The sequence below is a fragment of the Streptomyces sp. NPDC049687 genome (assembly GCF_044465285.1).
Lineage (GTDB): Bacteria > Actinomycetota > Actinomycetes > Streptomycetales > Streptomycetaceae > Streptomyces.
In genome coordinates, this window is sequence record NZ_JBITLN010000002.1 from 384793 (window position 1) to 407324 (window position 22532).

General features: G+C 70.7%; 19 protein-coding genes and 1 pseudogene. 13 read left to right on the top strand and 7 right to left on the bottom strand.

Annotated elements, in window-relative coordinates; genetic code table 11:
* Window positions 1–45 precede the first annotated feature (45 nt).
* Window positions 46–741: a TetR/AcrR family transcriptional regulator gene (locus ACIBVL_RS06790; protein ID WP_399092963.1), complete on the top strand. Its 696-nt coding sequence runs from the start codon at window positions 46–48 to the stop codon at window positions 739–741.
* 79 nt (window positions 742–820) lie between these two features.
* Here the strand turns inward: ACIBVL_RS06790 and ACIBVL_RS06795 are convergent, their stop codons facing one another.
* A complete protein-coding gene (locus ACIBVL_RS06795) occupies window positions 821–1003 on the bottom strand; it encodes an SDR family oxidoreductase (RefSeq protein WP_399092966.1) in 183 nt (60 codons plus the stop codon).
* 305 nt (window positions 1004–1308) lie between these two features.
* Window positions 1309–1572: pseudogene (locus ACIBVL_RS06800) on the bottom strand (short-chain dehydrogenase); the annotation flags it as partial.
* Between the two features lie 300 nt (window positions 1573–1872).
* Here ACIBVL_RS06800 and ACIBVL_RS06805 point away from each other — a divergent pair.
* Window positions 1873–2580: a TetR/AcrR family transcriptional regulator gene (locus tag ACIBVL_RS06805; RefSeq protein ID WP_399092969.1), complete on the top strand. Its 708-nt coding sequence runs from the start codon at window positions 1873–1875 to the stop codon at window positions 2578–2580.
* A 116-nt stretch (window positions 2581–2696) separates the two neighbouring features.
* A complete protein-coding gene (locus tag ACIBVL_RS06810; protein WP_399092972.1) occupies window positions 2697–3101 on the top strand; it encodes a hypothetical protein in 405 nt (134 codons plus the stop codon).
* A gap of 52 nt (window positions 3102–3153) precedes the next feature.
* Here the strand turns inward: ACIBVL_RS06810 and ACIBVL_RS06815 are convergent, their stop codons facing one another.
* On the bottom strand, window positions 3154–4212 hold the full coding sequence (locus tag ACIBVL_RS06815; RefSeq protein WP_399092975.1) for a cation diffusion facilitator family transporter: 1059 nt from the start codon (window positions 4210–4212) through the stop codon (window positions 3154–3156).
* Between the two features lie 294 nt (window positions 4213–4506).
* Here ACIBVL_RS06815 and ACIBVL_RS06820 point away from each other — a divergent pair, with 294 nt between their 5' ends.
* A complete protein-coding gene (locus ACIBVL_RS06820; RefSeq protein WP_399094794.1) occupies window positions 4507–5508 on the top strand; it encodes a glycoside hydrolase family 43 protein in 1002 nt (333 codons plus the stop codon).
* Window positions 5509–5947: 439 nt separating this feature from the next.
* Here ACIBVL_RS06820 and ACIBVL_RS06825 read toward each other — a convergent pair whose 3' ends face one another.
* From ACIBVL_RS06825 to ACIBVL_RS06835, 3 genes are all read right to left on the bottom strand, one after another.
* A complete protein-coding gene (locus tag ACIBVL_RS06825) occupies window positions 5948–6382 on the bottom strand; it encodes a VOC family protein (RefSeq protein ID WP_399092978.1) in 435 nt (144 codons plus the stop codon).
* Between the two features lie 304 nt (window positions 6383–6686).
* Window positions 6687–8858 carry a hypothetical protein gene (locus ACIBVL_RS06830; protein WP_399092981.1) on the bottom strand — a complete coding sequence of 724 codons (2172 nt, stop codon included), beginning with the start codon at window positions 8856–8858 and terminating at the stop codon, window positions 6687–6689.
* A 97-nt stretch (window positions 8859–8955) separates the two neighbouring features.
* Window positions 8956–10029: an NAD(+)/NADH kinase gene (locus ACIBVL_RS06835; protein WP_399092984.1), complete on the bottom strand. Its 1074-nt coding sequence runs from the start codon at window positions 10027–10029 to the stop codon at window positions 8956–8958.
* 326 nt (window positions 10030–10355) lie between these two features.
* Between ACIBVL_RS06835 and ACIBVL_RS06840 the strand changes: the two genes are divergently transcribed.
* The 8 genes from ACIBVL_RS06840 to ACIBVL_RS06875 all read left to right on the top strand — a co-directional run bounded on the left by ACIBVL_RS06840 (window position 10356) and on the right by ACIBVL_RS06875 (window position 20643).
* Complete coding sequence (locus ACIBVL_RS06840; protein WP_399092987.1) at window positions 10356–11507, top strand: LacI family DNA-binding transcriptional regulator; 1152 nt, start codon at window positions 10356–10358, stop codon at window positions 11505–11507.
* Window positions 11508–11871: 364 nt separating this feature from the next.
* On the top strand, window positions 11872–13269 hold the full coding sequence (locus tag ACIBVL_RS06845; RefSeq protein ID WP_399092990.1) for an ABC transporter substrate-binding protein: 1398 nt from the start codon (window positions 11872–11874) through the stop codon (window positions 13267–13269).
* 77 nt (window positions 13270–13346) lie between these two features.
* Window positions 13347–14288, top strand: coding sequence for a carbohydrate ABC transporter permease (locus tag ACIBVL_RS06850; protein WP_399094797.1), 942 nt, complete (start codon window positions 13347–13349; stop codon window positions 14286–14288).
* Window positions 14285–15217: a carbohydrate ABC transporter permease gene (locus ACIBVL_RS06855; RefSeq protein WP_399092993.1), complete on the top strand. Its 933-nt coding sequence runs from the start codon at window positions 14285–14287 to the stop codon at window positions 15215–15217. Before ACIBVL_RS06850 ends, ACIBVL_RS06855 begins: the two co-directional genes overlap by 4 nt.
* A gap of 29 nt (window positions 15218–15246) precedes the next feature.
* Window positions 15247–17409, top strand: a complete 2163-nt coding sequence (locus ACIBVL_RS06860) for a beta-galactosidase (RefSeq protein WP_399092998.1) — start codon at window positions 15247–15249, stop codon at window positions 17407–17409.
* 57 nt (window positions 17410–17466) lie between these two features.
* Entirely contained in the window at window positions 17467–19272 is a 1806-nt protein-coding gene (locus ACIBVL_RS06865) for an RICIN domain-containing protein (RefSeq protein WP_399093001.1), read from the top strand.
* 140 nt (window positions 19273–19412) lie between these two features.
* Entirely contained in the window at window positions 19413–20006 is a 594-nt protein-coding gene (locus ACIBVL_RS06870) for a VOC family protein (protein ID WP_399093004.1), read from the top strand.
* A 181-nt stretch (window positions 20007–20187) separates the two neighbouring features.
* Entirely contained in the window at window positions 20188–20643 is a 456-nt protein-coding gene (locus tag ACIBVL_RS06875) for a tellurite resistance TerB family protein (RefSeq protein WP_399093007.1), read from the top strand.
* A 157-nt stretch (window positions 20644–20800) separates the two neighbouring features.
* On the opposite strand, the gene ACIBVL_RS06880 is transcribed toward ACIBVL_RS06875, so the two are convergent.
* A complete protein-coding gene (locus ACIBVL_RS06880; RefSeq protein WP_399093010.1) occupies window positions 20801–21235 on the bottom strand; it encodes an ATP-binding protein in 435 nt (144 codons plus the stop codon).
* 165 nt (window positions 21236–21400) lie between these two features.
* On the opposite strand from ACIBVL_RS06880, the gene ACIBVL_RS06885 reads away from it, so the two are divergent.
* A complete protein-coding gene (locus ACIBVL_RS06885; protein WP_399093013.1) occupies window positions 21401–22258 on the top strand; it encodes a DMT family transporter in 858 nt (285 codons plus the stop codon).
* Window positions 22259–22532: the final 274 nt, after the last annotated feature.

The following is a 22532-nucleotide window of genomic DNA, read 5'->3' on the forward strand; positions in this document are numbered from 1 at the left end:
TTACCGGCCCTGCGGCCGGGCCGTGCGCGGAAGGGGTCCGAGGTGGTGACGACGACAGGAGCCGGCGTGCCGCCGGAGGACGTGCCGGACACGCCCGGCCGAACCGATTCCCCGCCCGGCTCCCGGCCCGCCGACGGTCGACGGCGGCGGGACGCGGCGGCGACTCGTCAGGCGCTGCTCGGGGCCGCCCGCGGCCGGTTCACCCGCCTGGGGTACGACCGCACGACGCTGCGGGACGTCGCCGCCGACGCGGGGGTCAACCTGGCACTCATCAAACGGTACTTCGGCTCCAAAGAGGGCCTGTTCAAAGCGGCACTGGCGACGGCGCCCCGCTTCCTGGGAGGGGAAGGGGGGTTCCCCGGCGACCCCGCCGCCCTGGCCGAGGCCCTCAGCCGCCAGTTGGCGGCCGGGGCATGGGCGGAGTTCGGCGAGCATCCCGTGCTGATGCTGTTGCGGGACTCCGGCGACGAGCAGGTGGACGACCTGCGCCGCCACGCTCTCGAGGACTTCAGCCGACAGGTGCTCGCTGCCTCGGGGGGCCGGTCGGCGCCGGAGGACGAAGAGCTCCTGAGGGCGCAGCTCCTGGTGGCCCTGGGCGTCGGCGTCGCCGTCCTGCGCTCCGCCGTGGGCCTGCAGCCCTTGGGAGGGGCGACGTCCGACGACCTCCTCGGCCCGCTCAACGACATCGTCGCCGGCCTGCTCACGCCTCCCCCGGCGACCGGTCCGGGAGGAACCGGGTAGCCGGGGGGCAAGTCAGCGGCGGGGGCGTCGGGCCGGATCGTCCGTCGCCGTCACCGTCGTGGCCTTGCGGCCTGCGGTGTCACTCGTCCTGCACCGCGGCGCACAAGCCACCGTCGACGACGATGTCGACCCCGTTCACATAGCTCGCCTCCTCCGACAGCAGGAACGCGGCGACGGCGGCGGCCTCCTCGTAACGACCGGCGCGGCCCAGAGGCGTGCGGCGGATGAGCTGCCGCACCGACTCGTTGCGCGCCGCCTCCATCCGGGTCTGGGGGTGTCGATCGCGCCGGGCGACAGGGAGCACGCGCGTGCGCCCACCGGGCCGAGCCGCACCGCCTCGGCCCGGGCGAAGCGGTGCACGCCGTAGGTGGCCCACGGGTACGCCCACGCGGGGTCCTCGAGGGCCGGGCTGATCGCGTGTGGGATGCGGTCGAGGAACCCCTCCTCCGCCGGGTCGTCCAGGACGGCCGCGACCGCCGGGTCGGGATCGATGTGAGCGATCAGCGGGGACACCGACGCGCAGTACACGAAGGCCGTGCCGACGGTGGCCAGCGGGCGGAGCGCCTCGGCGAGCCGTACGGATCCCACGAGGTCCACCTCGATGATCGCGCGCCAGTCGGCGTCCTCCGGCTCCACGCTCTGCGCGTGGGCGACGGCCCGCAGGGTGCCCAGTTCACCGACCCGCCCGGCCAGGCCCGCCAGGTCCTCCGGGCGGGTGACGTCCACGCCGAGCGGCTCGGCGACGGCCCTCGTGCCGGAGCCGGACAAGTCCTTGGCGAGCGCGGCCACGGCCGCGTCGTTGCGGTCGGCGAGCAACAGCACGTCCACCATGTCGGCGAGGCGCCTCGCGCATGCCTCTCCCGTCCCGCTACCGGCACCGGTGGCAATACCTACGGGGGGTCATGCGCCCCTCCTCACCCGAGACCCGCGTCACAGGACGAGTGCCCGTCTGCGCCGGTTTTCCGGCCCACCCGGAGATCCATGGACGCCATCTTTTAACGTACCGTTTGGTCCAGCAAACCAAGTGCTGCCCCGGAATCCACTTCCCCCGGATGTGCGCCAAGCCGTCCGACGTGGTCCCGATGGGCGGCCTTGGTCGATACTTCGTCACATCAAGCGGGGAGAGAACCGATGCCACGACCGCCGGGCCATGGACCGGGCTTCGAGGTCAGACGACAGAAGATCATCGATGTCGCGGCGGAGCTGTTCGCCCGGCAGGGATACGCGGCGACGTCCATCAACGACCTGGGCCGGGCGGTCGGGCTCGCCAAGGGTGCCCTGTACTACTACATCGGCTCCAAGGAGAATCTCCTCGTCGAGATCCAGGCGCGCGTGATGGGGCCGCTGCTGTCCCGGGCGCGGCAGATCGCCGAGCTCGACACGGATCCTCTGCTGCGGCTGCGCCTGCTGTCGGAATCGCTGCTGACGATCATCTTCCGCAGGCTCGACCACATCTGGGTCTACGAGCACGACTACCGCAGTCTGAGCGGTGCGGAGCTGAAAGCCCTGCTGGGCCAGCGATCCGACTTCGAGCAGTTGATCTCCGGGCTGCTCGAGGAGGCCGTGGGCCGGAGCACCTTCCGCGCGATGCCGCCGCGGCTGGCCACCCTGCAGTTCCTGAACCTGCACAACCACACCTATCAGTGGGTCGATCCGGAGGGGCAGTGGGACGCGTCCTTCCTGGCCCGTGAGTACTGCGCGACCCTGTTCCGCGGATTCGGTGCGCCCGACCACGTCCTGCCGAAGGTCGAGCAGCAGGCCGAGGCATTCAAACGGGAGCGGCCGGAACTGCCACTGGACCCCGAGGCGGAATGGGAGCCCGTCACCGCCACCGGCTGACGAGCGGGCCCGCGGAGACCGTGCCTCGTACGGCGTAACAGAACAGGGCCGGGCAGCGGCGGTGTTCCTAGGCTCGCGGTGACGGCCCGGTGCCGTCGCTTCGAAAGGAACGGCTCATGCGAATACGTGCCGGATTCGCCGCCGCCGTGACGGTGGTCCTCACCGCCGGACCAGTCGCGGGCGTCGCACACGCCCAATCCGATCTGGACTGCGGCGACTTCGTCTTTCAGGAGGACGCTCAGGCGGAACTGAACCGCGATCCCGGTGATCCGAACCGGCTGGACGAGGACCGGGGGCCGGACGACGGCGTCGCGTGTGAGGTACTGCCCCACCGCACCGCCATCAGCTCGACGACGTCCCCGGCTCCGACCCGCGGCGTCGAGGGCGGCGTGGGCGGGAGCACGGATCCGGCCGACTTCGCACAACCTCTGGGGGTGGGCCTGACCATGGGTGCCCTGGGGATGGCGGTCGGCTGCCTGGCCCGCCGGCGCCGACGCTCCGCCGGGCACCGGAGGGGTTGAGACCGCACGTCCGAGGGCGGCGACGTCATGCGGCCATCGCCCGTCCGTCCGCTCAGTGCTCGTGCGGCTCGCCCCTGTGGACCGGCCCGTGCGCCTCCTCGCAGTGCCCCGCGTCCTCGGTGGGCAGCAGCTCGCGGTCGCCGGGGAGAGCGACCTGCAGCACCGGGAGGGGGGCGTGGTCGACCTGGAGGGTGGTGTGGGTGATGCCGTAGTCGTGGCGCAGGAGTTCTTCGAGACCGCGGCGGACGGCGTGGCAGTCGCCCCCCGGCTCGACCAGGATGTGGGCGGAGAGAGCGGTCTGGCCGGAGGTGATCTGCCAGACGTGCAGGTCGTGGACCTCTACGACGGTCGGTTCGGCCACGAGCTTGTCACCGAGGGCGTCGGGGTCGACGTGCGACGGGGCCGCCTCCAGGAAGATGCGGCCGGACTCGCGCAGCAGCCCGTATCCGGCCTTCACCATCAGGCCGACGACCACGAGGGTGGCGATGGCGTCGGCGCGGGCGAAGCCGGTCAGGACGACGATCAGGGCGGCGATGGCGGTGCCGACGAAGGCGAACAGATCGTTGAGGATGTGCTGGTAGGCGCCCTCCACGTTGAGGGAGGTGCGGTTGGCCCTGGAGATGCACCAGGTCGCGGCCACGTTCACGGCGATACCGGCGAGCGCGGTGGCCAGCATCAGGCCGCCCTCGACCTCCGGCGGGGAGATCAGGCGGCGGACGGCCTCGTACGCCAGCCAGGCGCCCAGCAGCAGCAGGGTCAGGCCGTTGGCCTGCGCGGAGAGGATCTCGGCGCGTTTGAGGCCGTAGGTGTAGCCGCCCTTGGCGGGGCGGGCCGCCAGCCGCATCGCGATCAGCGCGAGGACGATGGAGGCGGCGTCGGTGAGCATGTGTGCCGCGTCGGAGATCAGGGCCAGTGAACTGGCGATGACGCCGATGACGACCTCGACCGCCATGAACGCGGTGATGAGGGTGAGGGCGATGGCCAGCCAGCGGCGGTCGGCGTCCGCCGAGACGCCGTGGGAGTGGCCGGCGTGTCCGCCCGCCCCGTGGTCGTGTCCAACGCCGTGCGCGTGCCCCGGACCAGCCTCGTGGTCATGGCCGTGATCGCTCATGCCGACGCCTTCCCCCTCTCGATGGATGCCCTGCTCGCAGTGAAGCGCACACTGACGCGAATCACCAAAGGCTGCATCGGTGACCGTTGTCATGTCGGATAACACGTCGCTGACCTGCACAAACGCGCCGAGGACGACCGGAGCGACGGCACCGTGCGGCACCTGACCGATCAGACGCGGCTCACGCCATCGACGACGAGGCCCTGTACGTCATCAGCTCCTTTCCGTCCCCGCCGATGAGCTGAGCGACGCACAAGGTCCACGTAGTCTTCGGCCGTGGCTGAGACCGAACCGATGCGGCTTCCCGACATGCCGCTGCACGATCCGTTCATCGTGCCCGACGCGAAGTCCGGTATGTACCACCTCTACACGTCCAACGACGCCTCCGTCTCGGGCGTGGACGGGGCGGGCACGATGGTCTACCGCAGCCGAGACCTGCGCGACTGGACGCGCCCCACCGTGGTCTTCCTGACCGCCGGGCAGAAGGGCCTCTGGGCCAAGGACGGCGCGTGGGCACCGGAGGTGCACGAATGGGCGGGCCGCTACCACCTGTTCACCACCCTCCACGACGAGTCGAAGCCGCTTCCGGTGGCGCCGCCGGGCCCCTGGGGGACGCCGTTCCCCATGCGGAACCACACGCGGGGCACGGTCATCGCCGTATCCGATTCCCTCCTGGGTCCCTTCACCGTCCTGACCCCCTCACGCCCCACCACCCCCGAGCACCTGATGGCCCTGGACGGCACGCTCCACGTGGACGACTCCGGGCAGCCGTGGCTGGTCTACGCGCACGAGTGGCTCCAGACGATCGACGGCACCATGGAGGCCGTCCGTCTGACCCCTGACCTGTCCGGCACGACCGGCGCCCCGGTCCTCCTCTTCAAGGCCTCCGACGCCCCCTGGCTCACCGAGCAACTCCCCGCCGGCACCCCCCACCAACTCCCGCCCTACATCACCGACGGCCCCCAACTCCACCGCGCCCCCGACGGCTCCCTGCTGATGCTGTGGTCCACGTACGAGAAGAACACGGCCGGCCCGGACGGGAGCATCGGCGGCGGATACGTCCAGACCTGCGCCGTCGCCACGTCCGGTGACGTCACCGGACCTTGGGAACAGCGCCGCCCCCTGGTCCGCGACGACAGCGGTCACGGCATGCTGTTCCGTGCCTTCGACGGCCGGCTGATGATGGTTCTCCACCGCCCCTTCGACCATGCCCGGGGCAAGCTGTACGAGATGTGCTTCCAGGGCCCCGAGCTACGAGTACTCCGCCGCCGGGCGGACCTGGACGGCGGTGGCTGACGCACCAGGCCCGTCCACCGGGTTCTGGCTGGGCGGTGAAACCGCGCGTCTGTCACGGATCATCCCTCAACCCGGTCCACCAGCCCCCAGGCCAGGGCGCGTCCGGCATCGACGGGCCGGCCGGCGAGGACCAGGAACAGGGTGCGCGGGCGACCCATCCGGCGCGGCACGCTGACGGTGCACGCCGTGCTCTTCGGCCGTGACGTGCACGGAACGCCCCCTGAAAACCGCTCGGGCGGCGCTCGCGCGGTGAGCGCGGGCACCGCCCGGAGCGATGTCGAGGGCGAGGAGAGCGAAGGGACTCATCGCGTTGAAGCCGCTTTCACGGCAGAGGAGAAGGAAGCCCCTTCATGGCCTCGCCACAGGCAATGCTAACAGTCTGCTCGGGACCAGGTCTTGCGGGTTTTCCCGGCTCCCCACCCCGCCGTCTCGGGGATGCTCAGTCGAGACAGAACTCGTTGCCCTCGACGTCCTGCATCACGAGGCACGACTCGTTGTCGTCATCGGCAGGCAGCAGTCGCACCCGTACCGCGCCGAGCGCGACCAGTCGCGCGCATTCGGCCTCGAGCGTGGCCAGGCGCTCTTCACCCACCAGTCCGGTGGCGACCCGTACGTCGAGATGCAGCCGGTTCTTTGCGACCTTCCCTTCGGGAACTCGCTGGAAGTACAGCCGCGGGCCCACACCTGTGGGATCACTGCACGCGAACCATGAACCCCGTTCGTCAGGCGGCAGCGAGCGATCGAAATCGTCCCAAGTGGCAAACCCCTCCGGTGGCGGAGGTGCGACGTACCCCAACACCTCGCACCAGAAACGAGCGACGCGCTCGGGTTCAGCGCAGTCGAAGGTGACCTGGAACTGCTTGACCAATGCCATCGGGCCACCGTAGCAGGGGGACTTCGTTGCTCAATTGCCGGTAGGAATCCGCATGTTGACGAGAGAAACGGCCGTGCGGGCCGCTGCTGTGTCGCACGGCGCACGGCACTTGTGGGACTGGTCGGGTGACGTGAGAGCGATGGGATGTGCGTGGGAGAGCAACCGAGCTGTGGCCGGGCCCTTCTCCGCTGCACCGGCGCGTGCGCCGAGGTGAGCGCGCGGTCGGCGACCACCTCGACGCCCTGTCGCTCGCACTCGCCCCGGGGCGTGGGGCGGCGCTCAGTCACGGGACGGCCTTCAGCACTCAGCCGGGGATCAACTCGCGCAGATTCCCGAGGGTGATGACCCGGGAGTCCGGGTGCAGTCCCTCGGGACGTTCGAGTCCGATGTACATCACGGGCTCGTCCGGGACCGGATCGCCGTCCCACAGATCCACGGCCGTGGTGTCGTCGGACATCCGGTCGATCAGGTACCGGACCGTCAGATACTCGCGCTCCACGAGGGCGCGCACCACCTTGGACACCGACACCTGGTTCTCCTCGACCCGGTTGGCCGACGAGATGCCCTTCAGATACAGGTGCAGCCACTTCGCGCCCCACCGGCCGTCGTCCTCGCGCCGGAACACCAGCGGCAGCGCCACTCGCCCCACACCGCGAAGGTCCGACTTCATCCGCACGGTGCGCGGCTCGAACGGCCGGCCCTTCTGCTCACCGCCGCGCAGCATGAAACCGAAGAACGACTCCTCGACCTCCTCGAAGCTCTCACCGGCGTAGATGTTGACCTGCGGAACGATGAACGGGCTGCGCACCCGGTCCAGGGACAGGTCGATGAATTCCGAGGCCCCGTCGGGCGCCTCGGTGACATCGCCCGAGTGCTTGCCCCCGACAGCCGTGAGGGATGTGTAGGAGAGCCAGGAGTCGGTGCTGTAGTCGGCGTGGAGGAGCAGCGCCGAGAGGTCGTAGTCGGTCCGGTTCCGGGACTCCTTCCAGTACACGAAGAAGCGCAGCTGTTCGCCGTCGACCGCCGAGACCGAACCTCGTGGCAGTACGCCGAGCCCGGCCGCGGTCGCCCTGCCGCTGAGCGGGAGCGCCACGCCGAGGACGTCGGGGTCGAGCAGCAGCCGGCCCGGCGACGGGAGCCTGCGGCGCATTTCGGCGTCGAGGACGGCGATCAGGCGACCGCGGTCGGCGGCGGGGACGGGCGGCCGGACGTCGGGGGCGACCCAGGCGCGGCCCCTGCGGTTGACGAAGATGCGGGGCGCGGCGGTCTCCCGCTCCCGGTTCTGGAAGTGCTCGCGGACCGACAGCACGACCCGGCCGGAGACCTCGGGAGCGACGCGCACCGCGGCGGCCACCACCGCGTCCCGCTCCCCCTGGTCGGCGGCGGTGCGCAGCAGGAGGTCCAGGGTGCGGAACAGTTTGCCGGGAGCGGACGTCAGCAGTCGCACCGCACCGAGGACGTCGGACTCGCCGAGCAGCTTCTCGACACGGCTGTCGAAGGACCGTGCCTCCTTCTCGCCCCGCGCCACGGCGAACACGTCGGCGGCGTGCGGCCAGCGCGGGTACTCGTGCGGATGGAGACGCTCACCGAGACGCTTGAAAGGCTCACGGTACGCGTGGACATCGGCCAGCTTGGCGGGGTTCGCCGCGACCACGGCGTCCAGACCCGCGAGCAGCGCACGGCGGGCCGGCCGCGAGAGGGCCCGGAACCGGGTCGGCTCCTGCATCGTCACGTCGCCGCCCGACAGTGCGCAGGCCAGCCGCAGCACATCGGTGACGGTGTCCAGGAGGAGGTCCGCGCCGACGGCGAGACGGGCCTCGTTGACGACCGCCCGGTTCTCCCGGACCGGGATCGACTCCGGCTGGGGGCCGGGCGCGCACCGCTCGGCGAGGGTCTTGAGGTCGCGCAGGTGGTCCTCGCCCAGTGGTGTCGTGCTGCCCGCCAAGGCCAGGTACAGGTCCGTGAGTTCGTCGTCCAGGTCCCGCCCGAGGTGCAGGACGGTCACCCGGTCGCCCGCCGAGGCGATCAGCTCGTCCTGGGCCGCGAGCATCTCCTCGTAGGTGTGCTGGTAGCGGCCGTACGCGGGCAGGCCGAGCAGGTCCAGCACCCCGTGTGCCAGCTGCGTCAGCACGCTCTCGCGCGACTTGTCGTCGCCGAGCGCCTTCGTCACACACCGCATCCAGAACTCTTCGGTGTCCGGTACGTTCGCCGGAAAGTCGATGAAGTACGCGTTGTGCCGGACGTGGTCGCCCACCATCTCGCTCACGGTGCGCAGCGTCCGCCTGGCAGTGTGCACGACCGCTTCCTCGGACAGCCCCGACAGCCGCTCCAGCAGCTCCGCCGAGAGCTTGAAGCCCACGGATGTCAGCGCCGCGTCGAACTGCCGAGCGGCGGTGGCTCCTTCACCGGCGGAGCCCTCGGGAGAGGGAAGGCGGTGGGTGTGCCGGATGACCAGCGATGCGAAACTGTGCGCCATTCGGGGATGATCGCAGAGGTGTGCGAGCCGGCGCACAGGAGTTTCACGCACCGAGTGCGCGACGGCCTCGGCGCGATTCACCGGCAGCCGTGAGTGCTCACAGAAGGGGGGAGGGCCCCTCGGGCACCGTCAGCAGCGCCAGATGTGCGAGGTCTCCGGGCGGAGGGGTCGTCACCGACCACAGGGGCGCGGGCGATCCGTCGGCGACCGCGGCCGGGGCGTCGGTCAGGTTCATCCGCTCGCGCAGACGGCCGTAGAAGTCCATCGGGCCCAGCCGGACGGCCCGTAGGCGACGCGGGGCGGCGTACACGCCGATCCAGTCCCCCGGGTCGAGAACGCCCCGCACCTGGCCGTCGATGCTGACCGCGGCCGGTCCCGACCGTTCGAGGACGCGCAGTCCGACGGGCTCGTCGGGGGCCGTGACGACCGACCGGTCGAACGCCATGTGCGGGGCGACCGGCGTGAAGACGAGCGCCTCCGCACGGGGCGAGACGACGGGTCCGCCGGCGGCGAAGCTGTAGGCGGTCGAGCCGGTCGGGGTGGCCACCAGCAGCGCGTCGGCGGAGTAGGACGCCAGGAGCCGCCCGGAGATGTACACGCCGACCGACACCTGCCGGTCCCTCGCCAGCTTCTCCAGGACGACGTCGTTGAGCGCGGTGACGTCCAGGGGGATGCCCCACTCGTCGTCGACCTCGCAGTCGGGGCGTACCCGGGGCGGCGGCAGAAGGGGGCCGCGGCCGTACCGCACCCATTCCTCCATGTTCGCCGGTATCTCCAGGCGGCGGGAGGCCCGCAGGGCGAGCAGCATGCGCGTGTCGATCCTGAGCCGGTCCTCGCGCACCGCGTCCAGGGCCGAGCGCACTCCGGAGGCCGACACCTCCGTCAGGAAGCCCACCCGCCCCAGATCGACGCCCAGGACCAGGGCGTCGTTCTCCGCGGCCAGCCGGGCGCCTCGCAGGAAGGTGCCGTCTCCGCCCAGGGTGACGATGAGGTCGGGGTCGCCCGCGGCCCCGACCTCCTCACCTGCGGTGCGTCGCCCGCCGTCATGCCACACGTCGATGTCCGTGCACCGCACCGCGTGCTCTTCGCACCACGCACGGACCACATGAGCCGCCTCCACGGCCTCCGCGCGTCCGCCGTGCACGACGAGGCCGAGTCCGCTCACCGTCATGTCTGCCTCCCAGGAGTCTCGGTCACCAGGTCGTGGCGACGGTGCGGAGGGGTTGGTCGGTGGTCAGTCGCAGTCTCCAGTTCCCGCGGGCGCCTCGCACAGTCTCATCCGGGTGGGCCCGAAACGCGGCGTCGCGCGAGGCCGCACCCCCGACCGTGAACCTTCCCTCGCCCCGGCGTCACCCGGGCTTGTGTTACGGATGCGTTCCGGACTCTTGACGACAACCTTATGACTGCGTAGACATGACTGCGTAGACATGACTGCGTAGGCAGATCCAGACGGTTCTGACATCATCTGGCTGGTACGTCCGGCCATCGGGAGACACCATGACGCGAGGACCAGCACGGAGCGGGAACACCGCGGCTCCGCGCAGCGTGGACGTGGCCCGCCTGGCGGGGGTCTCGCAGAAGACGGTGTCGAGGGTCTTCAATGACGAGCAGTACGTCTCCGCCGAGGTGCGTCGGCGCGTCCTCGAAGCCGCCGAAGAGCTCGGTTACCGGCGCAACAACGCCGCCCGGGCACTGGCCTCCGGACGCACCCGCTCCATCGGCGTGGTGACCCTGGGCACCGCCCTGTACGGCCCCGCCTCGCTGCTCATGGGTGTCGAGCGGGTCGTCCGGGACACGGGCTACGCGCTGCGCGTGGTCAACACGGTGGAAGGCGACCCGGCGGGCGTGGCCGGTGCCGTGGACTCGCTCCTCGATCAGGGCGTGGACGGCATCGTGATCTCCGAACCGATCGACGAAGACGCTGCCGAGGGAGCCGACGGAAACACCTCGCTCCGTATCGACGTTCCGGTCCTCGTCATCGGCGCGCCCTCCCCCGTCACCGCACCCACGGTGCTGACCGCAGGAGGCGGCGCCGACCTGATGGCCCACACCGCCACCGAGCACCTCCTGGACCTTGGCCATCCGACGGTCCATCACCTGGCCGGTCCCCAGCGGTGGTATGCCGCCAGGGACCGCCTAGAGGGATGGCGGGCGACGCTGTCCGCCCGCGGCAGGGCCGTACCGCCGGCCGTCGAGGGCGACTGGTCGGCCGCGTCCGGGTACCGTGCCGGACGCGAACTGGCCGAGGACAGTGACGTGACCGCGGTGTTCGCCGCGAACGACGACATGGCGATCGGCCTGATCCGCGCCCTGTCGGAGGCCGGACGCCGCGTGCCCGAGGACGTCAGCGTCGTCGGCTTCGACGACATCCCGGTCGCCGCCTATGTGACTCCTCCCCTGACCACGGTCCGGCAGCCGTTCGACGCCGTGGCGCAGGAGGGACTCAAGCGACTCGTGCATGCCATCGAGAACCCGGCCGCCGCCCCCCTGCCTGCCGGCGATCCACCGATCGACCTCATCGTGCGTGCCTCCACCGCGCCTCCGCCCAGCCGGACGACCCCGGCTCGTGGCCGGCGTACCGCCTCCCGTCCCGGCGGGAGCGCGCACCCCGCGCAGCTCGCGAACGGAGGCCCGCCCACCCCCCACTGAACACCACCGGTCAGCCCGGACAGCACGTACTCCGGTCCGACGCGTGACCCCAGGCCAAGCCGCTCCCTCCGGTCACGCCCCGCCCCTTCCGACGCCCCCGCCACACGATTGCCGCGGGGCCGCTCCTGAATCCGGCAGACGCTGAGTCACGTTTCCCCGCGGTCTCCGCCTCCGCCCCGTCCCCTCCTTCTCCGGCCGCGCCCTCCACGCTCCACCAGGAACGCTCGCCGGCCCGGTCCACGAGGACACGTCCCCGGCCCCGTCGGCTGTCGAGCCCCGGTCGGCGCGTCCGCAGCTTCCTCCACCACGCTTCCGCACGCCCCACCAGGCGTGCCGCCATCTTCGCCACCGGCGGGAGTTCACCATGCCCAGAAACCTCTCCACGTTCATGTCCGGCTCCTCCCCGATGAGCCGCCGCTTCTTCCTCACCACGACGGGCGCCCTGTCGCTCGGTGCCGCCCTCACCGCCTGCGGCGGTGGTGACTCCGGCGGTTCCTCCGCCGCCGCCAAGCCGGTCAGCCAGTCCGACATCGACAAGGCGATGAAGACGCCGACCGAGCTGACGTTCTGGACCTGGGTCCCGAACATCGCCAAGGAGGTCGCGCTCTTCGAGGCGACGTACCCGGCCGTCAAGGTCAAGGTCGTCAACGCCGGCCAGGGCACCCCCCAGTACACCAAGCTGCGCACGGCCCTGAAGGCCGGCAGCGGCGCCCCGGACATGGCGCAGATCGAGTACCAGGCCATCCCCACCTTCACCATCACCGACAGCCTGCTGGACCTGCGCCCGTACGGCGCCTCCGCGCTCAAGTCCACGTTCGTCGACTGGACCTGGGGCCAGGTCAGCGGACGCGACGGCGAGGTCTGGGCGATCCCGCAGGACACCGGCCCGATGGGCATGCTGTACCGGAAGGACATCTTCGACAAGCACGGCATCGAGGTCCCGGCCACCTGGGACGAGTTCGCCGAGGCGGCCCGCAAGCTGCACAAGGCCGACCCTGACGTCTACCTCACCAACCTCGCCGCCAACCAGGTCGCCGCCTGGCACGGTCTGCTCTGGCAGGCGGGCGCCAAGCCGTACGTCACCTCCGGCAAGAGCGACATCACCATCAGCGTCGACGACGCCGTATCCCGGAAGCTCGGCGACTACTGGGGCGGGCTCGCGAAGGAGGGCGTCATCGGCGTCGAGCCCGACTTCACCGACTCCTGGTACGCGGCCCTCAACAAGGGCAAGTACGCGACCTGGATCACGGCCGCGTGGGGTCCGGTCTTCCTCTCCGGCTCCGCCAAGTCCACCTCGGGCAAGTGGCGGGCGGCCCCGCTGCCGCAGTGGGACGCGTCCAAGCCCAGCTCCGGCAACTGGGGCGGCTCCACCACGGCGGTCATCCGCTCCACCAAGAACCCCATCGCGGCGGCGGTGTTCGCGCAGTTCCTCAACAGCGACCCGGCCAGCGCGAAGATGTTCGCCACCGAGCAGTTCTTCTTCCCCGCCACCAAGGCCCTCCTCACGGACGCCGCGTTCACCGGGGACGCGCCCGCCTTCTACGGCGGCCAGAAGGTCAACCAGGTCTTCGCCGACATCAGCTCCACGGTCAACTCCTCCTTCCAGTGGCCGCCGTTCCTGGACCAGGCGGCCACCGACTGGACCGAGACCGTCGGCAAGTCCCTCGCCGACAAGACCGACACCGTCCGCGCGCTCGGCACCTGGCAGTCACGGCTGACCACCTACGCCAAGGGCCAGGGCTTCACCGTCAAGGCGCCCTAACGGCCCGTCGGGTCCCGTGCGGTGGCGCTGGGACCCGCCCCCACCGACACAGTCCCTTCGCTCAGAAAGGCCCGATGATGACTGCCACAACCGCGGCCTCGCCCAAGGGCGGGAGAGGAGACGGGCCGACACGCCCCGGGCGCGGCGGCAAGAGCCGTCACCGGGCGGCAGGACCGCTGTTCGTCGCACCGTTCATGGTGCTGTTCCTCCTGCTCTTCCTCGCCCCGCTCGGCTACGCCGCCTATCTCAGCCTCTTCCAGGAACGCCTGATCGGCGGGACGGTGTTCGTCGGACTCGACAACTACGTCCAGGCGCTCGGCGATCCGCGGTTCCTCGACGGCATCGGACGCGTCGCGCTCTTCTTCCTGATCCAGGTCCCCCTGATGCTGTTGCTGGCGCTGCTGTTCGCGCTCGCGCTCGACAGCGGCCTGCTGCGGCTCGCCCGGCTGATCCGGCTCGGCATCTTCGTCCCGTACGCCGTGCCGAGCGTGGTCGCCGCGCTGATGTGGGGCTATCTGTACGGACCGGACTTCGGGCCGTTCGCCCAGCTCAGCCGCGCACTCGGTCTGCCCGTCCCCGACTTCCTCAGCGACGGCTGGATGCTCGGCAGCCTGGCGAACATCGTGACCTGGGAGTTCGTCGGCTACAACATGATCATCCTGTACGCCGCCCTGCGCACGATCCCCACCGAGCTGTACGAAGCCGCGGCGATGGACGGCGCCGGCGCCTGGCGCACCGCCTGGTCGATCAAGCTGCCGGCACTGCGGCCCGCTCTCCTGCTCACCCTGCTCTTCTCGGTGATCGGCAGCTTCCAGCTGTTCAACGAACCGAACCTGCTGATGAAGATCGCCCCGGACGTCATCAGCAGCTCCTACACCGCCAACCTCTACGCCTACACGCTCGCTTTCACCGGCCAGCAGGTCAACTACGCGGCCACGGTGTCCTTCCTCCTCGGCCTCGTCATCGTGATCGCCTCCTACGCCGTGCTGCTCACCGCGAACCGCCGGAGGACCCCATGACGACCACGATCCCCACCGCGAAGGCCGCCCCGCCGACGAACGTGCCGTCCGCCGCACCGGCTCGGAGCGCGTCCGCCGCCCGGCGCCGCAGCACGCCGCTGACCATCGCCATGCTGGCGGCCCTGGCCTATTTCCTCCTCCCGCTGTTCTGGCTGCTGATCGCCTCGACCAAGAGCACTCAGGACCTGTTCAACAGCTTCGGGCTGTGGTTCTCGCACACCCCGCAGCTGCTGACGAACGTCAAGGAGACCTTCACCCAGGACGACGGCGTCTTCGTGCACTGGCTGCTGAACACGGTCGTGTACGCCGGGGTCAGCGCGATCGGGGCGGCTCTGCTCGCGGCCGCCGGCGGGTACGGGTTCGCCAAGTTCCGCTTCCGCGGCGACCGGGCCGCCTTCAACCTGGTGCTCGGCGCCGTCATGGTCCCGGCCACCGCCCTGGCCATCCCGACCTACCTGCTCTTCGCGAAGGCGGGCCTGGTCAACACCCCCTGGGCGATCATCCTGCCGTCCCTCGTCAACCCGTTCGGCCTCTACCTCATGCGCGTCTACGCCCAGGACGCCGTCCCCGACAGCCTCCTGGAGGCCGCCCGCATCGACGGGGCCGGAGAAGCACGGATCTTCGGCACGATCGTGCTGCGGCTCCTCGCGCCGGGTTTGGTGACCGTGCTGCTGTTCACGCTCGTGGCGACCTGGAACAACTACTTCCTGCCGCTGATCATGCTCAACGACCCGAATCTGTACCCGATCACCGTGGGCCTCTCCTCCTGGGCCGCCCAGGCCCAGAACGGCGGGGCCGGGGCCAGCAGCGACATGCTCGCCCTGGTCGTCACCGGGTCCCTGATCTCGATCCTTCCCCTCGTCGTGGCGTTCCTCATGCTCCAGCGGTACTGGCAGAGCGGCCTTGCCGCCGGCGGCGTCAAGCAGTAACCCCTCACATCTTCCCGGAGGTTCCCTTCATGGCGGCTCTGCCTGCCCGCGTCCTCTTCGGCGCCGCGTACTACCACGAGTACCGGCCCCCCTACGGCGACGAACGCCCCGCCGAACGACTCAAGACCGACCTCGACCTGATGGCAGGCGCGCACGTCACCGTCATCCGGGTCGGCGAGTCGGTCTGGTCCACCTGGGAGCCCGAGAACGGCCGCTTCGACCTCGACTGGCTCCAGCCCGTCCTCGACGGCGCCCACGAGCGCGGCATCTCCGTCGTCCTCGGCACCCCGACGTACGCCGTCCCGCCGTGGCTGGCCCGCCAGTACCCGGAGATCACGGGCGAGCGCCGCACCGGTGAGCGCATCGGCTGGGGCGCCCGCCAGGAGGTCGACTTCACCCACCCCGCCTTCCGCTTCCACGCCGAGCGGATCATCCGCAGGATCGTCGCCCGATACGTCGACCACCCCGCGGTCATCGGCTTCCAGGTCGACAACGAACCCGGCCTGGAGCTCTTCCACAACCACGGCGTCTTCCAGCGCTTCACCGACCACCTGCGGGAGAAGTACGGCGACGTCGAGACCCTCAACCGCGAGTGGGGCCTGGTGTACTGGTCCCACCGGCTGTCCACGTGGGCCGACCTGTGGACGCCGGACGGCAACGCCCAGCCGCAGTACGACGTCGCCTGGAGGGCGTTCCAGGCCCGCCAGGTCACCGAGTTCATCGGCTGGCAGGCCGACATCGTCCGTGAGTACGCCCGCCCCGAGCACTTCGTCACCACCTGCATCTCCTACAAGCGTCCCGGAGTGGAGGACGACGAGCTGACCGACCGCCTCGACATCGCTTCCGGCAACCCCTACTACGCGATGCAGGACGGCCTGCTGCTCCCCGACCCCACGCCCGACGAGCACGAGCAGCAGTGGCAGACCACCGGGGTGTGGTCGCTGTACCAGACCGCCGACTGGATGTTCTCCTCCCGCCAGGAGCCGTTCCTGGTCACCGAGACCAACGCCGGCTCCATCGGTTCCCCCTGGGACAACCGGCCCGGCTACGACGGGCAGTGGCGCCAGGCGGCCTGGGCACTGGTGGGCCGCGGGGCCCGCATGATCGAGTACTGGCACTGGCACACGCTGCACTTCGGCGCCGAGACCTACTGGGGCGGCATCCTGCCGCACACGGGACGGCCCGGCCGCACCTATGCCGAACTCGCGCGCCTGGGAGCCGAGTTCGAGACCGCGGGGGAGCTCGTCGCCGGGCTCGAACCGGACGCCGACATCACAATGGTCTACTCGACGCCCAGCAAGTGGCTCATGCAGAAGTACCCGCCGCTCGCGAAGCCGGACGGCGAGCCCGACCCCGAGGCCTACCACCGTATCTTCGACCCCTTCTACCGCGGCGCGTTCGACGCCGGCCGCCAGGTGCGCATCGTCCACGCCCGCCAGTTGCACGACCCGCGCGGCGAACGGGAGGACCTGACGCCGCAGGAGGCCGTCCGCCGTCACCCCGTCCTCGTCGTACCCGGCCTGTACATCGCCGCCGACTCGACTCTGGACTGGCTCGCGGACTACGCGGAAGCCGGCGGCCACCTGGTCCTCGGCCCGCGCACCGGCTATGCCGACCACGAGGCCCGCGCCCGCGCCGAGCGGGCACCAGGGCGTCTCACCGAGGTGGCGGGCGTCAGCTACGACGAGTTCGGCAACCTCGTCCGGGAAGTGCCCGTGCTGCCGGCAGACGGCGGACCGCTCGTCCTGCCCGAGGGTGCCACGGCGACCCACTGGGCGGACGGCCTGACCGTCACCGACGCCGAGGCGCTGGTCACCTACGACCACCCGCACTTCGGCCGCTGGCCCGCCGTCACCACCCGCCCCCACGGCGCCGGCCGCGTCACGTACGTCGGCACGGTCCCCGGCCGCGATCTCGCCCGGGCACTGGCCGAGTGGCTGGCCCCCTCCGCCCGCCACACCTGGGGCGACCTCCCGGCGTCCGTCACCGCGACGACCGGCACCTCCCCCGACGGACGCCGTGTCCACATCGTCCACAACTGGAGCTGGGAGCCCGCGAGTGTCCCCGCGCCGGCCGCCCTCTCGGACGTCCTGACCGGTGCATCCGTCCTCGCGGGCACGGCACTGGATCTCGGCCCGTGGGACGTGCGCGTCTTCGCCTGCGCCGACACCGACGGCACCCCGGCCCGCTGAAGCCGGCGACCGCTCCTGGAACCCGAACATCATCTGGTCATCCCCGAAGGAGGGGCCATGCAGAGAAGAAGGCTGGCGAAGGCGCTGGGAGGCGTCGTCGGAGCATCCGTGTTGCTGGCCATACCCGCGTCCGGTGCGCAGGCGTACAGCCCGACCGGCGGGATTCTCTACCAGCTCGGCGGCGACCCGTGCCTGAAGGGCCGGGGCAACTGCGCCGTCTACCCGAAGTCGGCCGAGCTGCCGAGCGGGCGTCTGGTCGCGTCGTTCGAGAAGTCCACGGTCGTGACGGAGACGGGAAGCGCCGACAAGCAGACCCTGCCGGTCTACAAGAGCGACGACCACGGAACGACGTGGCAGCCGCTGTCCGAGGTCAAGGCTCCGGCGTATCTGTCCAGCGATCCCCAGTACGCGAAGTACACGAGCAACTGGACCAACCCGTACCTCTACGTCCTTCCGCAGGACGTCGGAAACCTGAAGCAGGGCACGCTGCTGCTCGCGAGCGTCGTGTCGGGCGACGACTACTACTACAAGGAACACAAGGCGGCCGATCCCAACTGGACGCCGTCCAACGACGGCGACCGCAAGGACCTGGCGATCGCCCTGTACTCCAGCACCGACGACGGTGCGACCTGGAAGATCGTCAACGTCGTGGCGACCGGGGGCTGGCAGGGCGGCAGCGCGGGCGCCGTCGGCCAGAACATCGCGGCCGCGAACACGAACAGGCAGGTGGACCCCCTCTGGGAGCCGTACCTGATGGTCTACAAGGGCCAGCTCGTCTGCTACTACTCCGACGAGAACGACTACACCGGCTTCAACGCCACGACCGGCGTCCCGACCTTGGACCCCGCCAACGACACCGCCACGGACTCACAGGGCCAGATCCTCGTCCACAAGACCTGGGACGGCCGTAGCACGGCGTGGAGCGCTCCCGTCGTCGACATCGCCGGGCTGAACCAGACCATGAGCGGCGGCAAGACGGAGATCGGCGGCGGCCGTCCGGGCATGGCGAACGTCGTCCGCACGACGGACGGCAAGTGGCTGCTGACCTTCGAGTACTGGGGCGGAGGCGTCAACACCAAGTACGTGCTCGCCGACAACCCGCTGAAGTTCTACACCGGCTCCGCCACGGGCACGGGCGTCACCACCCTGCCGCTCGACACCGGTTCGCACGCCCTCGCCACGGGCGGCAGCCCGGTGCTCGTCAGGCTTCCCGGTGGGCGCCTGGTCTACAACGCCGCGGGCAGCGGCAACGTCTGGGTCAACGACAGCGGACGCGGCGACGGTACGTGGAAGGAGTACCAGACGACCTCGCAGGCCGGTTACAGCCGCAACCTGCAGTACGTCGGGGGCACCGGCCGCATCGCGATCCTCAACAACCAGGGCACGTCCACGATCGCCTACGCCGAAGTCGACCTCGGCCACTCGGACGGCGCCTACTACCAGTTGGTCAACCGCAAGACCGACCAGGTGATCGGCACCGGGAACAAGACCAACGACGCCAACATCGGCAACGGAGACGTCCCCGACGTCCGGCTCGAGGCCCCGGGCTCCGCGACGAACGCGGACACCCAGTACTGGCACGTCGTCACCGAGCCGAACGGCGGCGTGACTCTGCTGAACAAGTCGGGCGGCCGCGCGGCGGCCATCTGGACGGGCAACGCGACAGCCGGCCAGAAGATCGGCCAGTGGGTCGACAACAGCGCCACCGGCAGCTGGAACCTCGTCAAGACCAGCGACGGCTTCTACAGGCTCCAGTCCGTCAAGGACACGAGCCTGTACCTGACCGGTGCGACCGCCGGAGCGCAGCTGACCTTGCAGACCGCGCTCACGGACGGTTCCCAGGACTGGGAACTCGTCCAGTAGGGCGGCCCTGCAAACGAACTCCCGTCCGGGCCTGGTCTCCTCCGACCAGGCCCACAGGGCAGCGCTGCCCCCCTCTCTTCACCCCCGGCACCGACGGCGACAATGAGCAGTCGACGGTTCGACGGCTTGGGGGAACGGGGATGCTGACCGGGATCGTGATCGACGCGCTGGATGTCGCGCGCATGGACCGCTTCTGGCAGGACGCGACGCAGGGCCGGACGGGCGGCCTGCGGCTGCGTTTCGTGCCGAGCGCGAAGCCGAAGGCGGCGCACAAGAACCGACTCCACCTCGACCTGGCCGGGGGGCCGGACTGGGAGGCCGAGGTGGCGCGCCTGCTCACCCTCGGTGCGACGCCGGTCGACATCGGCCAGGGCGACGTCCCGTGGGACGTACTGGCCGATCCGGAGGGCAACGAGTTCTGCGTACTGCGTCCCGGTCACCCCGGCGTGCTCGCCGACTCCGGCCTCGTCGCGATCTGCCTCGACGTGGCCGAGGAGGACCGCTACGCGCAATGGGCCTTCTGGCAGGCCGAGGCCGGCTGGCACACGGCCGAGTCCCACCACGGGGGCGTCCGGCTGCGCCGGAGCCCCACCAGCACGGTCTCGCTGGTGATGGGGCCGCCTGCGGCGCCGAAGGCGGGGCGGAACAGAGTGCGCCTGGAGGTCACCCAACGCGACCGGGAACCCGGCGAGTTCCTCGACGCCGGCGGGAACGAGTTCCACGTCACGTACTGACCTCCGGCTGCCCCGTCCAGCCGGAGCGAGCGAACTCACCCGCACCTCGCCGAGGTCGGCCATGAGCGGAAAATCGCTGGAACTTATCCGCCGGGCCGCTAGTTCCCACGGCGTCGCAGATCGCGAGCATCGGACCGCCGACGGGGCGGACCGGCCGTCGACTCGACCATACGGAGTTCTCATGGCCCTGTGGGACCGCTTCAAGGAGTCCGCGTCGCAGATGCAGACCCAGCTCGTGGCGAAGAAGAACGACCTCAAGAGCGGTGCCTTCCGGGACGCGAGCATGGCGATGTGCGCGCTCGTGGCCGCCGCCGACGGCACCGTCGACCCCTCGGAGCGGCAGCGCGTGGCACAGCTGATCGCCACCAACGAGGTGCTGCAGAACTTCGACGCCACGGATCTCCAGCGGCGCTTCGACTCCAACCTCGACAAGCTCACCGCCGACTTCGCCTTCGGCAAGGTGAGTGTTCTGCAGGAGATCGCCAAGGCGAAGAAGAAGCCGGCCGAAGCCCGAGCCGTCATCCAGATCGGCATCGTCATCGGCGGCGCCGACGGTGACTTCGACAAGACCGAGCAGGCCGTCGTACGGGAAGCCTGCTTCACCCTGGAACTGCCGCCGCACGAGTTCGACCTCTGAGTCGTCCTCCCGGCTGTAAAACAAGCGCCACCCGCCCGTGGCTCCCGCCTGTGCAACCTGTACCTCGGCGGCAAGCCGACCGGCACCGACGTCACGGCGGCGGCGCCACCCGCCACGCCTGACCCGCCGCCGGCGGCCGGGGAACCGTCGACAGCGTCTACGTCCCGGTGTCGTTGCTCGTGACGCCGGTGGCGGGCGGGCGGAAACAGGCCGTGACGGTCTTCCCGTGCGGGCACGGGTGCGCCTCCCAGCTGTCGGCCAGCGCGCCGACGAGGAACATGCCCCGTCCGCCGACGCGGTCGCCGCTGGGCTGCCGGGGAGCGGGCAGTTCGGCCGAGGCGTCGTGGACCGCGATGTGCAGGCACCGGCTGTCCCAGGTCATCACGAGCTGGGCGTCGCTGCGGGCGTGACGGTGGGCGTTGGTGACCAGTTCGGAGACGGTCAGCAGCACGGCGTCGACCGTCTCCGGAGTGCTCTCGGTCCAGCCCAGGCCGTCGAGGTGCTGCCGGGCCCAGTCGCGGGCCGCCTTCACCGTGCAGTCCATGGGCAGAGAGCGGGCCCACCCGACGGCCCGCAGCGCTGATCGGTCCATGCTGATCCCTCCCGAGACACTTCGCGACTGGCCGGCGTGTACCCCGGGACGCCGAGGTGACGCGGGGCATACGGCGGTCCACCCGAAGGCGTGAAGATCACACCCCGCGTGCGACACCGCCGACTCAGGTGCCCGCTCCCCGGTGCCGGGAGGCATCGTGAGGTCGTGATCGCGCTCGCCGTCCTCTTCGCCGTCCTGGGCGCCGTCAGCAACGCCGTGGGCACGGTGTTCCAGCGCAAGGCCGCCGCCACGGTGGCGCGGGGCGGCGGCCTGCGTCTGCTGCTCGCCCTCATGCGGCGGCCCGCCTGGTCGGTCGGTATCGCCGGTGTGGTGGGCGCCGCGGTGTTCCAGGCTCTGGCCCTGGTCAACGGACCCATGGCACTGGTCCAGCCCCTCTTCATCCTCGAACTGCCGTTCGTGCTGTTGGTCGCCGGGCCCGTGATGCACCGCAGGCTGTCGGCCGAGGGCTGGCGGGCGGTCGGGGGCGTAGTGGCCGGACTCGCCCTGCTCCTGGTCTCGGCCGCCCCCTCCGGGACCCGGGGACAGGCCTCCATGGAGCGGTGGATTCCAGTGCTGGCGGTCACCCTGGGAGCGATGGCCGGGGCCCTCGTCCTCGCTCGCTCCTCGTCCTCGCCGTTGTTCCGCGCCGCCGCGCTGGCCGCGGCCGCCGCGGTCGGCAACGCGCTGACCGCCGCGCTCATGAAGTCGGCCACGGGCCGCCTCGCCGACGCCGGGCTGCCCGCCTTCCTCACCACATGGCAGACCTACGGCTTCGCACTCACCGGGGTCGCGGCGCTCCTGCTGCTGGAGAACGCCCTGCAGGCCGGCCCGCTGGTCGCTTCGCAGCCGGCGCTGACCATCGGGGACGCGTCGGTGAGCCTCCTGCTGGGCGTCACGCTGTTCGACGAGAGTGTTCGTACGGGGTGGTGGCTGCTGCCCGAGGCGATCGGCGCGCTCCTGATCCTGTGGGGCGTGCTCCGGCTGACCCGCGTGGTGCCGCAGCTGGCCGACGTCATGCGGTGAGCCGGCGGTGGCAGGACGGCTTCGGTGGCTCCGCCCGGTCCGCGAGGTCCCGCTCCGCTCGAAGACCCCTGCCCGCGCACTCGGCCAAGTGGAGGACGCGTACGACACGCCGTACCCAAGCCGGGTGACGCCAGTGTCCACCGGATGCCGGAGTGCCTCGTGTGAGCGGGGGAGCGACGGGGCAACCCATCCTGCATGCGCAAAAAGGAGGCCGGGTCCGGCCGGACACCGGTGCTGCGCCCACGCACCGTCCTCGACGCGCTCGGCGACGCGA